Origin of the sequence: Laceyella tengchongensis (genome assembly GCF_900182735.1) — a bacterium.
Lineage (GTDB): Bacteria > Bacillota > Bacilli > Thermoactinomycetales > Thermoactinomycetaceae > Laceyella > Laceyella tengchongensis.
Map to the genome: position 1 here is coordinate 93,776 of NZ_FXTU01000007.1, position 15,206 is coordinate 108,981.

Annotated in this window: 15 protein-coding genes and 2 tRNA genes; all 17 read right to left on the reverse strand. The window is 51.6% G+C overall.

What is annotated here, in order from left to right; genetic code table 11:
- Positions 1 to 31: 31 nt before the first annotated feature.
- Positions 32 to 1,048, reverse strand: a complete 1,017-nt coding sequence (dusB, locus tag QQZ12_RS13870) for a tRNA dihydrouridine synthase DusB (RefSeq protein ID WP_102991275.1) — start codon at positions 1,046 to 1,048, stop codon at positions 32 to 34.
- 108 nt (positions 1,049 to 1,156) lie between these two features.
- Positions 1,157 to 1,675, reverse strand: a complete 519-nt coding sequence (gene folK, locus QQZ12_RS13875) for a 2-amino-4-hydroxy-6-hydroxymethyldihydropteridine diphosphokinase (RefSeq protein WP_223248005.1) — start codon at positions 1,673 to 1,675, stop codon at positions 1,157 to 1,159.
- An 8-nt stretch (positions 1,676 to 1,683) separates the two neighbouring features.
- Positions 1,684 to 2,043, reverse strand: a complete 360-nt coding sequence (gene folB / locus QQZ12_RS13880; RefSeq protein WP_102991273.1) for a dihydroneopterin aldolase — start codon at positions 2,041 to 2,043, stop codon at positions 1,684 to 1,686.
- Entirely contained in the window at positions 2,043 to 2,885 is an 843-nt protein-coding gene (gene folP / locus QQZ12_RS13885; protein WP_102991272.1) for a dihydropteroate synthase, read from the reverse strand. Before folP ends, folB begins: the two co-directional genes overlap by 1 nt.
- A 5-nt stretch (positions 2,886 to 2,890) precedes the next feature.
- Positions 2,891 to 3,757, reverse strand: a complete 867-nt coding sequence (locus tag QQZ12_RS13890) for an aminotransferase class IV (protein ID WP_284724564.1) — start codon at positions 3,755 to 3,757, stop codon at positions 2,891 to 2,893.
- A 24-nt stretch (positions 3,758 to 3,781) separates the two neighbouring features.
- Positions 3,782 to 4,366: an anthranilate synthase component II gene (locus QQZ12_RS13895; protein WP_106342753.1), complete on the reverse strand. Its 585-nt coding sequence runs from the start codon at positions 4,364 to 4,366 to the stop codon at positions 3,782 to 3,784.
- A 163-nt stretch (positions 4,367 to 4,529) separates the two neighbouring features.
- The gene (gene cysK, locus QQZ12_RS13900; RefSeq protein ID WP_102991269.1) at positions 4,530 to 5,453 is read right to left on the reverse strand and encodes a cysteine synthase A; all 924 of its coding nucleotides are present in this window, start codon (positions 5,451 to 5,453) and stop codon (positions 4,530 to 4,532) included.
- A gap of 73 nt (positions 5,454 to 5,526) precedes the next feature.
- A complete protein-coding gene (gene hslO, locus QQZ12_RS13905) occupies positions 5,527 to 6,408 on the reverse strand; it encodes an Hsp33 family molecular chaperone HslO (RefSeq protein ID WP_321195627.1) in 882 nt (293 codons plus the stop codon).
- On the reverse strand, positions 6,408 to 6,593 hold the full coding sequence (locus QQZ12_RS13910; protein WP_284724558.1) for a hypothetical protein: 186 nt from the start codon (positions 6,591 to 6,593) through the stop codon (positions 6,408 to 6,410). Before QQZ12_RS13910 ends, hslO begins: the two co-directional genes overlap by 1 nt.
- A complete protein-coding gene (locus QQZ12_RS13915) occupies positions 6,594 to 7,382 on the reverse strand; it encodes a type III pantothenate kinase (RefSeq protein WP_102993729.1) in 789 nt (262 codons plus the stop codon). It abuts the gene before it with no gap.
- Between the two features lie 91 nt (positions 7,383 to 7,473).
- Positions 7,474 to 9,492, reverse strand: coding sequence for an ATP-dependent zinc metalloprotease FtsH (gene ftsH / locus QQZ12_RS13920; protein WP_284724559.1), 2,019 nt, complete (start codon positions 9,490 to 9,492; stop codon positions 7,474 to 7,476).
- 76 nt (positions 9,493 to 9,568) lie between these two features.
- Complete coding sequence (gene hpt, locus QQZ12_RS13925) at positions 9,569 to 10,105, reverse strand: hypoxanthine phosphoribosyltransferase (protein WP_102991266.1); 537 nt, start codon at positions 10,103 to 10,105, stop codon at positions 9,569 to 9,571.
- Positions 10,106 to 10,133: 28 nt separating this feature from the next.
- Positions 10,134 to 11,537, reverse strand: coding sequence for a tRNA lysidine(34) synthetase TilS (gene tilS, locus QQZ12_RS13930; RefSeq protein ID WP_102991265.1), 1,404 nt, complete (start codon positions 11,535 to 11,537; stop codon positions 10,134 to 10,136).
- 102 nt (positions 11,538 to 11,639) lie between these two features.
- Positions 11,640 to 14,096, reverse strand: a complete 2,457-nt coding sequence (spoIIE, locus tag QQZ12_RS13935; protein WP_228502772.1) for a stage II sporulation protein E — start codon at positions 14,094 to 14,096, stop codon at positions 11,640 to 11,642.
- Positions 14,097 to 14,396: 300 nt separating this feature from the next.
- Positions 14,397 to 14,882, reverse strand: a complete 486-nt coding sequence (locus QQZ12_RS13940) for a ribonuclease FAU-1 family protein (RefSeq protein ID WP_189318946.1) — start codon at positions 14,880 to 14,882, stop codon at positions 14,397 to 14,399.
- A gap of 102 nt (positions 14,883 to 14,984) precedes the next feature.
- Positions 14,985 to 15,061 (reverse strand) — tRNA-Met (locus tag QQZ12_RS13945).
- Positions 15,062 to 15,068: 7 nt separating this feature from the next.
- A tRNA-Met gene (locus QQZ12_RS13950) sits at positions 15,069 to 15,145 on the reverse strand.
- Between the last annotated feature and the right edge of the window lie 61 nt (positions 15,146 to 15,206).

Genomic DNA, 15,206 nt, shown 5'->3' on the forward strand with positions numbered 1-15,206 from the left:
CATAGGTAAAAATAATCTCAATCCGCTGGTGTCATGCGGTCTCCTGTTGCAAATTGGCTTGTTCGGCCGCTTGCTCCCGCTCCAATTCGCGGACGAATGTTAGTAGCACGTCTGCCATCCCTTCACGCGTTTCTTGTTGCGTGACCACATCTTTGATCTTGGACGCCCCAGGCAATCCTTTCAAATACCATGTAGCATGCTTGCGCATTTCACGCACCGCAATCCGTTCGCCGCGCAGGTTGATCAAGCGATCCATGTGCAACAGGGCGATACGGATCTTCTCAGAAGGCGACGGTTCCGGCAAAAGCTCACCATGTTCCAGGTAATGAACGGTGCGATACAGCATCCATGGATTCCCCAAAGCAGCGCGCCCGATCATCACCCCGTCGCAACCGGTCGTCTCCAGCATGCGCTTGGCATCTTCTGGGGTGAACACGTCTCCATTGCCGATGACCGGGATGGATACCGCTTGCTTAGCCAAGCGGATGTACTCCCAATTCGCATGGCCGCGGTACATCTGTTGCCGCGTGCGACCGTGTACGGCAACGGCCTTCCCACCCGCACTTTCTACAGCTTTAGCATTGTCCTCCACATAGATATGGTCTTCATCCCAACCGATCCGCATCTTCACGGTAACCGGCTTTTTGACCACTTTGACTACGGCAGAAACCATCTCTTCAATTTTCTTCGGCTCCAACAGCCAGCGGGCACCCGCATCACACTTCACCACTTTCGGCACCGGACACCCCATATTGATGTCGATAATGTCGGCGTTGGTCTGTTCGTCCACCACTCTGGCCGCTTCCACCAACGTTTCCTTGTCGCCGCCGAAAATCTGCAAGCTGAGCGGCTTCTCCCGTTCATCAACATATAGCATCTCTTGCGTACGTTTATTTCCATGCAGGATCGCTTTGTCGCTGACCATCTCTGCGCAGACCAAACCCACGCCGAATTCCTTGGCGATCAATCGGAATGCAGGGTTGCACACACCAGCCATCGGCGCCAACACAACCCGGTTTTTCATTTCAATGTCTCCAATTTTAAGCAATGGTTTTCCCTCCTTCCAGTCATTTCACTCACCCATTTTATTCATGCAACGAAACGGGGCTTCCTCTGGCATGTCTTAGCGGATTCCTACCGTTCCACACCAAAAGTATCAACTTCCGTTTCTTTCCAATACCGGTAAAAGCACATCGTCAAGCTTGGTTATCTCTTGTTCGGCGGGCAATTGGGCGATATATTGACTCAACCGGGTACCCGTCCCCGGAATGGCAATATCCCCCGCAATCTCCATAAGCGGTATCAACACAAAAGCGCGCTCATGCATTCGTGGATGCGGGATTTCCAATTCCTCGCGCTGAATCATCCGATCATCGTACAACAAAAGATCGATGTCAATGGTTCGCGGGCCCCATCGCTTGTGGCGGACGCGGTGTAATTTCTTCTCGATGGCCAATGCAACCCGCAACAGCTCAGCAGGAGTCAGAGTGGTTTGAATCTCCACCACCAAATTGTAGAAGTGCGGTTGCTCCAACAGACCCACTGGAGCTGTTTCATATATGGAGGAGATGCGGTTGACGGAGATGCCCTGGGTCAAATCCAAAAGCTTAACCGCTTGGCTCAACAAAGATAAGCGGTCGCCCATGTTGCCGCCAAGCCCCAGATAAGCTCTCATCTTACGGCTCATGATCGCTTGCGCACAATCTCCACGCCCACCGACTCATAATGGCCTGGAATCGGCGGATTGGGTTTGGTCACGCGCAACCGCACTTCTGCAACCGGATACTCACGGAGAATCCGTCCCGCGATCCGTTCCGCCAATGTCTCCAACAACTTCACTTTGGTTTTGGTCATCTCCTGCTCAATCAGTTCATACACCTGTCCATAATTGACCGTCAAAGACAGATCATCGGCCAAGGCCGCGGGTTGGAGATTCAATGTCATTTCCAAGTCCACATAAAAATGTTGCCCCAACCGGTTTTCCTCCGGATAGGCACCATGATAAGCGTAAAAACACATGCGGTTGAGAAAGATTTTATCCATCATCTCTCCTCCTCCGCTGTCCGACCGTAAACCAACGCATCCATCATGCGGGAGACCCGGACCATCTCCTTCACATCATGCACACGCATGAGTTGGCATCCTTTGGTGATGCCGTAGGCCACAGTGGCTGCCGTCCCTTCTACCCGTTCATTCGGGGGCAAGTCTAACGTCTTGCCGATGAAGGATTTGCGCGAGGTTCCCAACAATACAGGATAACCGAGCGCCACAATCCGGTCCAGATGGCGCATCACTTCAAAGTTGTCTTCAACCGTTTTGGCAAAGCCGATGCCTGGGTCCAAAATAATATTCTCTTCCCGCACGCCCGCCTGCCTAACCAAGTCAACCGAGGCGAGCAAGTCGGCACAAACATCATCGATCAAGGAATCATACCGGGCTTCTTCCCGATTGTGCATCAAGATGATGGGCACATCTAGCTCTGCCGCCACTTCGGCCATCCGCGGGTCTCGCTTCGCTCCCCAGATATCATTGATGATGTGAGCGCCCGCCAACACCGCCTGCTTGGCCACTTCCGCCTTATAGGTGTCAATCGAAATAGGGCAATCCAATTCCTTGGCCAACAACTTGACTGCGGGAATTACCCGAGCCAGTTCCTCCTCAAGCGAAACGGGCTCTGCCCCAGGACGGGTCGATTCCCCGCCGATATCAATGATGTCGGCCCCGTCTTCCACCAATTGCTTGGCATGTTCCAACGCAAGCTGGGCGGAGGTGTACTTGCCCCCGTCGGAAAAAGAATCAGGGGTGACATTGACAATCCCCATCACCAGTGTTCGGTTGCCATATGATAACGAATAAGAACCCGCTTGTATACTGTGTGATTTCATGCGTGCTACATCCTCCTGCTTAACTCTCCAGCGCTGGTTAATAAGGTTGTCCATGAGCGATGCGCCCCATACAATGCATCGGTAATGGGGTGTTCCTCGAGGTGCCGCCCCCGCCAAATGCGAATGGGAACCAGCTCCTGAATGGAGTTGGTGATAAAAATCTCTTCAGCTTCATCCAGCGCGGCGAGCGGATACTTCCCTTCTTGCACCTCGATTCCCATCGATTGCGCCAGCGCGATCACCCACTTGCGGGTCACCCCGTCCAAAATACCCAGATCCAATGACGGCGTGTGCAATTGGCCGTCACGCACAAAGAAAAGATTGCTCACAATCCCTTCTGCTAAGAATCCGTCCGGCGTCAACATCAACCCTTCGACTTCTGGAAAGCGCTGAACTTGTTGGCGCGCCAACACGCTGTTAAGGTAGTTGTTGCTCTTGATGTCGGCTGCCCCGCCGGGTGGTTGCCGCGGAATGGAAACCACCTCCAACTCCTTCCCTTTGGCAAACCATTCCCCGTCGTCAAAGGGAAGCGGGCGAATAAACATCAAGGTGTGGGGCTGATGATACTCGCTCGCACTTAGCCCCAAGCCCTCTTCACCGCCCGTCACCATGATGCGCAAAGAAGCATCCTGCAACCCTGAAAGCCGCAACAACTCCTCAATTTGCGCCAGCCATTCCTCTCGCTGCCAGGGAAAGCGGATGCGCTGCCGGGACAAGCCTCGCTCCAACCGCGCAAGATGATCATCTATGAGAAAAGGAAATCCTTGATATATTCTTATCGTTTCAAAAGCCCCGACGCCATATAACAAACCATGATCCATGATGGGCAGCTTCGCAGAGGCCTCTTCCGTCGGCTGTCCATCCAACATCATCCAAGCCACGTGTCAATCCCCCTGTCATCGGGAACCCCATTCTCCATAAAAACGAATGAAATTGGCCAACAGCGCCTTGCCATTCTCGCTCAAAATCGATTCAGGATGAAATTGCACACCTTCAATCGGCAGAGAACGGTGGCGTAAAGCCATGATCTCCCCTTCGTCGGTTTCGGCACTAATGACTAGCTCAGCGGGCAACGTCTCCCGGTCTACCAACAAAGAATGATACCGCGTCACCGTTAAAGGCGTGGGCATCCCCGTGAAAATCGTCTGTCCATCATGATTGATTGGCGATGTTTTTCCATGCATGAGGCGCTTTGCACGGATCACATCCCCGCCAAACGCCTGGGCGATCGTCTGGTGCCCAAGGCAAACGCCCAAGATGGGTATCTGTCCGGCATAGCGCCGCACAACTTCTAGACAAATCCCCGCATCTTCCGGGCGGCCTGGCCCGGGCGACAAAACAATCACTTCCGGATTCCGCTTCTTTATCTCGTCAACATCTATTTCATCATTGCGGACAACTTCAAGCTCCTTCCCCAATTCACCCAAATACTGAACGAGGTTATAAGTAAAGGAATCATAGTTGTCAATCATTAAAATCATTAGCTATTCTCCCCTCATCTCTTCTAAGCTCTTCTAATCAACTTATTTTAACACATGCCGATCAATTCTTCATCTTAAATTCCAGCTGGGCACGCCATACGAGCCAAGAAGAGCATGCAAAAAGGCTATCCCATGTTCACAGGATAGCCAAAGTTGTTTTGCATCAATCAAATTGGAATAAAGGCGTGGTCAAATATCTTTCACCGTTACTTGGAGCGACGGCTACAACTTTTTTGCCGAGTCCCAAGCGGCGAGCCACTTTAATGGCTGCTGCCGTCGCCGCGCCGGAGGAAATCCCAACCAAGAGGCCTTCTTCACGAGCCAGGCGCCGCGCCCACTCAAACGCTTCTTCATTTTCGATTTGAATCACTTCATCATACACATTGGTGTCCAAGATGTCTGGGATAAATCCGGCACCAATGCCTTGAATTTTATGAAGTCCAGGGCTCCCGCCGGACAACACCGGAGAAGTCGTCGGCTCCACCGCGATGACGCGCACGTGCGGGAATTTCTCTTTCAACACGCGGCCCACACCCGTGATGGTACCACCCGTGCCCACGCCGGCCACAAAAGCATCAATGTCGCCACCGGTTTGTTCAACGATTTCCAAAGCCGTTGTTTCCAAGTGGATTTTAACATTGTCTGGGTTGCTGAACTGTTGCGGCATAAAGTAATCCGGATGTTCAGCTTTGATCGCTTCTGCCTTGTTAATGGCGCCGCGCATCCCTTCCGGTCCGGGGGTCAGCACCAATTCTGCACCGTAGGCTTTGAGCAGGTTACGTCGTTCCAAACTCATTGTTTCGGGCATGACCAGTATAGCGCGGTATCCTTTTGCCGCAGCGACCATGGCCAAACCGATGCCAGTGTTCCCGCTGGTCGGCTCCACAATCGTCGATCCCGGTTTCAGCTCACCACGCTTTTCCGCCTCTTCGATCATGCTGAGGGCGATACGGTCTTTCACACTGCCACCAGGGTTAAAAAACTCCAACTTTAAAAATATATCGGCATCTGACTTGCCAACGATTCGATTCAATTTCACCAAAGGGGTCTGGCCGATCAATTCCAACACATTGTTCGCTACGCGCATAGGGCAAGCCTCCTATTCCGATTAAACTGATAGGAATTGTTACACCTATCATATCACCCAATAAAATAATTTGTCAATTCACTTCTTCTTTTATTATACGTTCCAGTTCTTCCCCGCTGAACATATACTTCTCATTACAAAAATGGCAAACGACCTCCGCATGACCCAATTCATCCAAGAGGCTTTTCAGTTCTTCTATCCCCAGAGACTTGAGCATGGTTCGGCTTTTTTCGCGGGAACAATGGCATGCGAAGGAAACCGGTTGCTTATGAAGGATCTCCGTCCCTTCCCCCATCAAACGCACCAACAACTCTTCTGGGGTGACTCCTTGATAGAGCAACTCAGAAATAGAGGTCAGTTTGTTCAGTTCATCAATAGCCGTCTCCAAACGGGTGATCACATCATCGGAGGCGCCCGGCATCACTTGAATCATATATCCCCCGGCAACGAGGATTTGCTCCCCTTTGACCAGCACTCCCAGTCCCACTGAAGAGGGAGTCTGTTCGGAAACCGCAAAGTAGTAGGTAAAATCTTCAGCCAGCTCGCCAGAGATGATCGGCGACGCACCGCGGTACGGTTCTTTCAAGCCCAGATCTTTTGTCACATAAATGCTACCCTGGCCTACGGCCGCCCCCACGTTTAACTTGTAATCATCATTGTGCTCCACAAAAGGATTGTCGACCGAGCCGCGAACATGTCCTTCTCCATCGGCGTCCACTATGATTCGGCCAATCGGGCCGTCTCCCGCCACCTGAATGGTCACTTTGTGGCGCTCCTCTTTCAAGGTGAGCCCAATCAACGCCCCCATGGTTGCCGTTCTTCCCAACGCCGCACTAACCACCGGATAGGTGCCATGCCGCTTCTGCAACTCCTGCACCAAGTTCGTAGTAATTGCGGCAAAGCCGCGCACTTTCCCATCCTTCGAGATAGCACGAATCGCATAATCTGTCATCATCAGTCACTCCCATATATGAATTGATCAAGCAAATCATGAAGCGCTTTCGTTTTTCTGCTCCACATCCACACGCGGTTCCAACGCATATGCTTAGAAAGCCCGCCTGATTGAAAAGAGGCATCCACCCGTACCAGATGGGCTCGCATGCCCAATCCACTTAGGGTGATGCCCACGTGATTCCACAATCAAACATGCTTTCGGTTTCTTTCCCAAATCAGCTTCAACCCTACCAGCGTCAACAATGGGTTGATTTCGTCAATCGTTTTGGTGTCGTTGCAAATCAGTTTGGCCAGGCCGCCCGTGGCTACTACATGCGGGCGCTTGGTCAACACCTGTTTCATGCGTGTGACAATCTCGTCCACGACACCCACATACCCATAATATATGCCCGCTTGAACGGCTTGAACCGTATTACGCCCCACCACGGAATCCGGCTTCACGATTTCCACCCGGGTCAATTTCGCGGCGCGTTGGTACAGCGCTTCCGCTGAGATGTTGACCCCTGGTGTAATCGCTCCGCCGATATAGTTTCCTTCTTCATCAATAAAACAAAACGTGGTTGCCGTGCCAAAATCGACAATGATCGCCGGGGCGCCATACAACTCCAACGCCGCCACCGCATTAGCGATGCGATCTGCCCCCACCTCGCGCGGATTATCGTATTTGATGTTCAGCCCGGTTTTAACTCCCGGCCCCAAAACAAGCGGTTTTTGTTTTAGATACTTTTCCGTCATGCGTTCCAGCACCACTGTCAGCGGCGGAACCACCGATGACAATACTACGCCTTCGATCATATCAAAATCGATGCCTACATAATCCAACAAGCTTTTCAACATTACGCCAAACTCATCTTCGGTGGCGTTGCGATCCGTTTGTAAGCGCCAATGATGAAGCAGTTCATCTTGCCGATACACGCCCAGCACCACATTGGTGTTGCCCACATCCATTAGCAGTAAAAGTTTTTCATTTAGCATTATGCCCACCCATTCACTTGTTGATTTGGGATTGCCTGTGCTTTTGGCCATAAGAAAAAGAGGCGCCATCCCGCCTCTTTTTCGCAAAGGATTAGAGTGGCTTTTTATCGTCTTTGTCAGACGCGGTTTCCTCACCACTCGTGGAATCGACATTGCGCCGGATTCCATATTTATCAGAAGAGAAGTCCTTATCCGAAGCGAGGTTCGCATCTTGATTCTTCTCTTCGTTTCCGCTTTCATCCGTCCCATGGTCGTCTTTGGTCTGGATGTTCACTTTCACATCGCTGTCATCATCCAGCTTTCCGGTCTCCAACAGCTGTTTGATCTGCTCTTCATCCAGCGTTTCCCGCACCAGCAGGGTTTGCGCCATGAGTTCCAATTGATCGCGGCGTTCGATGAGCAGGTTTTTGGCGCGGTTGTAACATTTGCGCACCATCTCTTGCATCTCGATGTCGATTTCGTATGCCACTTTGTCGCTGTAGTTTTGCTCTTGGCTCAAATCGCGGCCCAAGAACACTTGCCCTTGCGAACGACCAAAAGTCATCGTGGCCAGCTTGTCGCTCATCCCGTATTCGGTGATCATAGCGCGCACGATGGCTGTCGCCTTTTCAAAGTCATTACTCGCACCGGTGCTGATTTCGCCAAAGATGATTTCCTCAGCCACGCGCCCACCTAGGAGACCCGTCACCCGATCAAGCAGCTCGCCTTTGGTTGCCAAATAACGGTCTTCCTTAGGCAACATCATCGCATACCCACCTGCTTGCCCACGGGGGACAATCGTCACCTTATGGACAATGTCCGCATTTTCCAGATAATATCCGCAAAGTACGTGTCCTGCTTCGTGATAAGCGACGATCTTGCGCTCTTTTTCGCTGATGACGCGGCTTTTCTTCTGCGGACCCGCAATCACTCGGTCGATCGCTTCGTCCACTTCTTCCATGGTGATCTTTTTCTTATTGCTACGCGCCGCCAACAATGCTGCTTCATTCAACAGGTTCTCCAAATCCGCGCCAGAGAACCCGGTGGTGCGTTGCGCGATCACATTCAACTTCACATCGTCAGCGATCGGCTTGTTGCGCGCGTGTACTTTCAACACGGCTTCGCGCCCTTTTACGTCGGGGCGATTAACCAGGATTTGTCTGTCAAAGCGCCCAGGACGAAGCAGCGCCGGATCCAAAATGTCGGGACGGTTCGTTGCAGCCATGATAATGATTCCTGCATTGACATCAAAACCGTCCATCTCCACCAACAATTGGTTCAAGGTTTGCTCGCGTTCGTCGTGGCCGCCGCCAAGACCCGCACCGCGCTGACGCCCTACCGCGTCGATCTCATCGATGAAAATGATACACGGAGCGTTTTTCTTGGCCTGTTCAAACAAGTCACGAACCCGTGAAGCACCGACACCGACGAACATCTCTACAAAGTCGGAACCGCTGATGGAGAAGAACGGCACTTTCGCTTCACCCGCAACGGCGCGAGCTAACAGCGTTTTACCCGTACCTGGAGGCCCAACCAAAAGTACCCCTTTGGGGATGCGAGCACCCATCGCCGCATACCGCCGATTGTCTTTCAGGAAATCGACGATCTCAACTAACTCCGCTTTTTCTTCATCCGCTCCTGCCACATCATCAAATGTAACCCGTCTTTTCTCTTCATTGTATAACTTCGCTTTGCTCTTACCGAAATTCATTACGCGACTTCCGCCGCCTTGAGCTTGGTTAAACAAGAAGAAGAAAATAAGTAAGATGATGACAAAAGGAATGACTGAGGTAAAGAACGTGAGCCAAACTGAGTCCCCTTTTGTTTTCTCGATGTTCACCTTCACTCCGGCGGTTTGGATATCTTCGATCACGGAGCTTCCGTAGCCAGCTGGGGCAATGGTGAAGAAGCTTTTAGCCGTGCCTTTGATCTTGCCTTCGATATTGTAAACACCGTTATCGTATTGGACCGTAATATCATCTAACTGTTTTTGCAGCAGCTTTGTTCTAAATTCATCATATCTAAAGTTTTGTTTGTCCACTCCAGGGTTGGCGATCATGTTGACAACCCCGATTGTGATAAGGATGAGGATTAAGTATAATACTCCGTTCCTGAGGAAGAAGTGTTTCATCCCTGGCCTCCTCTCAGTCCACTTGTATCATTTTATCACAGTCGACTTACCATACTCAATAGACCGCTCTGGCGCATCACTGGTACACTTCTTCTTTCAGCACACCGATATAAGGCAAGTTGCGATACTTCTCGGCAAAGTCAAGCCCGTATCCGATCACAAATGCATCCGGAATGGTGAAACCACAGTAATCCGGGCTCAAATCCACCTTGCGGCGGTCTGGTTTATCGAGAAGAGTGACGATTTTAACTGAAGCGGCATTCCGGCCTTTCAGCATCTCAACCAAGTAACTCAACGTCAAGCCCGAATCGATAATATCTTCGACAATCAAAACATGACGTCCTTCGATGGATGCGTCCAAATCTTTGAGGATGCGCACAACACCCGAGGAAGTGGTCGAATTGCCATAGCTGGATACAGCCATGAAATCCATTTCCATCTTAATCGGCATCTCTCGGATCAAATCCGCCATAAATGGCACGGCACCCTTTAACACGCAGATACATAGCGGGTTCAAGTCTTTGTACTCCTCTGACAGACGTTGGCCCAATTCCCGCACTTTCTCTTTGATTTGCTCTTCGGAAATAAGAACTTCCTTGATATCTTGATGCATGTCTTTCCTCCTACCACACACAAACGATTTACTCTTCCCAGATTAGATACAAAAACCGAGTGGTCTTTGGGGTAACGGGAGCGACACCCGACCGCTTCACCCCTGGAATCCAGATAATCTCATCTCCCGCGGTCACAACCGGAACTCGGTCACGTTGGCGCTTGGGAACTTTTGCTTCCATCAGCACTTTTTTCAGCTTTTTTCTTCCGTCCATCCCCAAGCATGTCATACGATCCCCGCTTTGGCGGGCCCTTACGCAGAGGGGAAACGGCAAATGATCTCGATCGAAGACGACAGCATTCCGACCAAGATCCACGTTATGTAATGCCACATCCGATTCCAATACTTCTATTTTACCCAAAAACCCAGGCAAACACGTCGTACCAGGAACAGATAACGCAATTTCCCCTGATTGAGAGGCATGTTCTTCGCCGCGCTCTGCCTTGCGCATATGTACTTTTTCATATTCCCGCTCCGCTACGATGCCGCCGGGGAGATGAAACATACTGGATGAAGATCCGTCCGCAACGAGTTTTCTCACCTTTTCAACCGCGTCAAGACTGACTCCAAACGTATCATCTTGCGAAAGATAACTTAATATTAGTTTAACTACCCTTCTTTGTAAAGCGATTGGAAGGTGAAGAAAACTTGAAACATCAAGGGTGAAGCTCGCATCGTCCCGCTCGAGAAGCACCTTGCCCAAAGCGTCTTCCACCAATTCGGACCACACTTTTTCTTCTTCCCGAACCAAGTCGCTCAAGGTACAAACCGCTTTTTGTACATGGGGGTTGAACGCTTCCAGCAACGGAACCACTTCCATCCGCAGGCGGTTGCGAGTGTAGTCGGGAAGCAGGTTACTGGAATCCAAACGCGTGGGCAATCCCGCATCCTGGCAGTAACGCTCTAACTCCTGTTTGGTGAACGTCAAGAGCGGCCGGATCAATTGGAAGCCACGCCAAGCACGGTTCGGTTCAATGCCCGCCAGCCCTGCTACACCCGTTCCCCTGACCAACCGCATCAACACCGTTTCCAGCTGGTCGTCGGCATGATGAGCAGTAGCGACAGCATCCATCCGCCATGCCCGCGCTGTTTCCTCAAAGGCGTCATAACGGAGCTCACGCGCGACTGCCTGTTTGTTCCCGCCTTTTTGTTCTAACAAACTTCCAACATTTACCTTGACCGTCCGACAAGGTATTCCCCATTCCTCGCAAAACACCTTGACATGCTGCTCGTCGGCTTCGCTTTCTTCCCCTCTGAGCTGATGGTTGACATGAACAGCGGCGACAAAAATATCTACCTCTTGTTCTATTTTTTTCAGGGCATGCACCAAGGCGATGGAATCGGCCCCACCCGAGACGCCAACCAACACCCTGGCCCGCCGCCCCGCCAAGCCCATTCGGTTCAGCTCTTCTCTCAATTGAGCAAGAAACACCTGAATCGTCTCCTTGGCGCGTCAAACCCGGGGGAACTCCCCCGAGCAAACGCCATCGTCCTTCTCTTTTCATCATATCCTGTTTCGCACTGGGAAGCAAATTCAAACCACCAAATGTGAGCGCTTGAGCGGTTTCACACCAGGCAATCGGATCGTGGACCATTCTGGGACATACCGCTCCACTTTGGCCACAACCACCGTCATGTCATCACTGATACGCCCGCCATGGTAGCGAACCACCTTCTCTAGCAAACAATCCGCAAAGTCTTGCGGATCCTTGGTGTCGATCTCCGATATCAGCCGGGTCATCACCGCATCCTTGTTCACCGCCCGCCGCGGCGCATCGTAGACTCCATCAGTCATCAAAATCACCAAATCCCCCGGTTGCAGTTGCATCTCAATCGGCTCGATCTCAATCTCACTCAGGATGCCAATCGGGGGGTTGGCGGCCGAGAGGGTCATCACCTGTTTGCCCCGTTTAACGAATCCCGGAGTGGAACCGATCTTCATAAACCGCCCCTTCGCTGAATTCAAGTCGACGATAGCTAAATCGACCGTGGCGAACATCTCGTCCGCCGACCGCAGGCTCAAGATGGAGTTCACCGTGTCAACCGCCCGCTCTTCACACATCCCCGACTGAAGCAAGCGGCGCAACAACTTGAGCGCGGCGCTGCTCTCCTCTTGGGCGCGCTGTCCATTCCCCATGCCGTCAGATAACGCCACCGCGCATTTGCCTGTGCCCAAACTCATATAACAATAACTGTCTCCGGAAATAACCCCGCCCCCTTTCGCTGCATTGGCCGCCCCTGTTTTCAACTCAAACCGCTGCGCTGAACCCAAGGTGATGACCGCGCCGTGTGAACCATCTTTGATCACTTTCCGGTACACCGAGATGGGTTCCCCCAACACTTCTGTCAGCAAAGGCGCCACCAGCTTTTTGCATTCGTCCAACCCTTCCCGTTCCGGCATCACCACTTCTATCTCCACTTTTCCTTCCTCGAGATTGATGATGTCCACCCGCTGTATGGACAGGCCCAACTCCTCTAATGCCTCATGAATTTGCTCTTCGTGCGCCGCCATCACTTGTGTCTCATGGCGGATCTCCTTAGCCAGCTTCTCCATCACTTCGGCCATGCCCGCCAGTTGATCCGATACCAACCGGCGCGATTCCTGCATCTTTTCCTTCCAGTAAATGTTTTGCTCATAGCGGGCGTACTGTTTTTGAATTGAACCCATCACCCGTTCGCCCCGCATACAATGTTGCTCCCAAAACGGGGGCACCGCGATCTCTTCTGTGACACCGCTCGTTTCCACCATGGCCATCAAGTCAGTCATGCCTTGATACGTTTTCATGACTTGCTTGTCCCAACAATCCGCATAGCGGGGGCATCCCCCGCACGCGTCATGCATTACTTCCGACAGAAAAAAATTAACCTGATCCTCATGTTCTTTGCGATGCTTGGTAGCGTCCTCTCTAAAGCTGAAACTTAGCTCCTGGAACAATTCCGTAAACTGCTCCACCTTGGCCGCGGTCACATCACGCAACCGTTTGATATATTCTAAATGTGCCGACTGATTTTCCATTGTCCCCGGCACAAAACGGGACAACGATTGAATCAAGCGGTTGGGCGTCAGCATAAACAGGACGACGGAGCAAGCCGACTCCTTGAGTGACATCCACATCACTTCGGCGCCACCATCGTACAAGGTCAGGATGGCCGAACCGAGCATGAAACCGACGGCCACCCCCCACCGCTTACCTTCTTTAAACAGGCCGGCCAACAAACCAGCGAAGGCCAGCAAACTGATCTGCATCACCGCTTTAGTGTCGGACAGACTCAATATTACTCCTGTCACTACTCCGATCGATGAACCGAGCAACCCGCCGCCAATTAGGGCAAACAATAATATCGCGTAGCGGGACACCATGTTGACCACCGACAGATCTGCCACAAACCAATCCATCATGCCCGTCATGACCGAGCCGAGTAAAATTACCAGGCATACGATCTCTTCATGCCGCAAAGCAATCCGTTTTTTCTTCACTGTAAACAGCGGCAGGGAGTGCACAAAGATGAATGTCAGAATGAAACTCAGCAAAACTTCAGCGGCAGCCATCAAACCTTTGTAAGAGCTCCAACCACCGATCATCCCCTCCGCCAGGTGGGCCGCGACGCCGCATGCCCCCACAACAAAAGGGACATAATTGATCTGCCCTTTCCCTAACCAGTCCCACCCTTTTTGCATCAACAACCAAATCGCCAACACGCCAGCCGTCTCCACTGCCTTGAGTGGCCCCAAAGTGGCCGCCCCCAGTATCAGTGACAACAGCACCACCGGCCACTGCTTACGGGCAAGATGGTAGATCACCGCCACATACGCCACCGCAAACGGAGAGAACGTGTCAAGAATGGTGGCCCTACCTAGGAGAAAACCCATCACCAACACTGGCACATTCCACATGGTGGATAACCGGTACATAGCTCTTCTCTGCCTGCTTTGATCCACGCCAAACCAACTAACTGGACGAATGAAAAAATTTTTGATATGAGTACCCATTTGCACGACCCATCACCCCAATCACTTTGTGCCACCCATTATAGCGATGGGACGGAAGAAAAGTTTGTCAAACAGTCTGAATGAAAAGAAAATTTTTACGACAAATTTTGTCCTTTGGGTTATCCAGCGCTTTGATTGGCTTTCTCCCCTTCGCCAGCAAACAAAAACCCCTCCGCGGTACAGCGGGGGGCTTGTCTAAACACCATCCCTTGGTGTCGTTTTGCATCACTTTCAGCACAGGAGCGACAAAACTTCTAATATTCTTCAGTGTCCATCGTTTCGCCATGTCGAAATAACCCATCAAAGCCGACGCGCGTACGTGTTCAAGGGATACATCTGGGCTTCATGCACAAACGACGGTATCAACTTCCGCTCCGTCTGCAAACGAATCATTTGATCCAGCGTCCGGAGCGCATGGACTTGTTGCCGCCGTTTCAACTGTCCCCGTTCCACCGAGTCGGCAAACTCATCCACGTCAATCAGGTGATAGGTGCCATCCGGATAAACGATCAAGTCAAACAACAAGTCCACCATGACATAACGCATCCGGCCCACTTGGTGCATTTGCATCACGTCGCAATAGTAGTAGAGGAATTCCCCTGATCGGTTGAACACCTTTGAAATGGTATACCCCTTGCGCACAAAATAGTAGGTGAGGAAAATCCGCTTGCCGTCTGGATTGGCATACTGCGTAGAGAAGCAATAGCGCCCCCGCCAATCCCGCACCTTTTCCGTATATGTTTTATTTATCGTGGTAAATTTGACTTTCTTGATAACGACATTCACACAACCACTCCCATGCTTATCATGCATCCCAATAAAATGACACAAAAAAAAGGCGATGCACCACCCACGATAGGGTTTCCTCGCCTTCTCCTCTCTTGCACTTGGTAGCGGCGGAGGGCCTCGAACCCCCGACCTCACGGGTATGAACCGTACGCTCTAGCCAGCTGAGCTACGCCGCCATATATTTGGTTGCGGGGACAGGATTTGAACCTGCGACCTTCGGGTTATGAGCCCGACGAGCTACCAGACTGCTCCACCCCGCGACATTCTAAAATGATTGAAATCATCACTGCGAACAATGATTATTATATAACGCGTCCGCAG

What these genes read in the sequence shown, in the direction of transcription:
- spoIIE (WP_228502772.1), bottom strand. Translation starts at nt 14,096, where the DNA reads ATGGGTACTCATATCAAAAATTTTTTCATTCGTCCAGTTAGTTGGTTT.
- QQZ12_RS13915 (WP_102993729.1), bottom strand. Translation starts at nt 7,382, where the DNA reads ATGCTAAATGAAAAACTTTTACTGCTAATGGATGTGGGCAACACCAAT.
- hpt (WP_102991266.1), bottom strand. Translation starts at nt 10,105, where the DNA reads ATGCATCAAGATATCAAGGAAGTTCTTATTTCCGAAGAGCAAATCAAA.
- QQZ12_RS13895 (WP_106342753.1), bottom strand. Translation starts at nt 4,366, where the DNA reads ATGATTTTAATGATTGACAACTATGATTCCTTTACTTATAACCTCGTT.
- folB (WP_102991273.1), bottom strand. Translation starts at nt 2,043, where the DNA reads ATGGATAAAATCTTTCTCAACCGCATGTGTTTTTACGCTTATCATGGT.
- QQZ12_RS13890 (WP_284724564.1), bottom strand. Translation starts at nt 3,757, where the DNA reads ATGATGTTGGATGGACAGCCGACGGAAGAGGCCTCTGCGAAGCTGCCC.
- folK (WP_223248005.1), bottom strand. Translation starts at nt 1,675, where the DNA reads ATGAGAGCTTATCTGGGGCTTGGCGGCAACATGGGCGACCGCTTATCT.
- cysK (WP_102991269.1), bottom strand. Translation starts at nt 5,453, where the DNA reads ATGCGCGTAGCGAACAATGTGTTGGAATTGATCGGCCAGACCCCTTTG.
- ftsH (WP_284724559.1), bottom strand. Translation starts at nt 9,492, where the DNA reads ATGAAACACTTCTTCCTCAGGAACGGAGTATTATACTTAATCCTCATC.
- folP (WP_102991272.1), bottom strand. Translation starts at nt 2,885, where the DNA reads ATGAAATCACACAGTATACAAGCGGGTTCTTATTCGTTATCATATGGC.
- hslO (WP_321195627.1), bottom strand. Translation starts at nt 6,408, where the DNA reads ATGATGACAGATTATGCGATTCGTGCTATCTCGAAGGATGGGAAAGTG.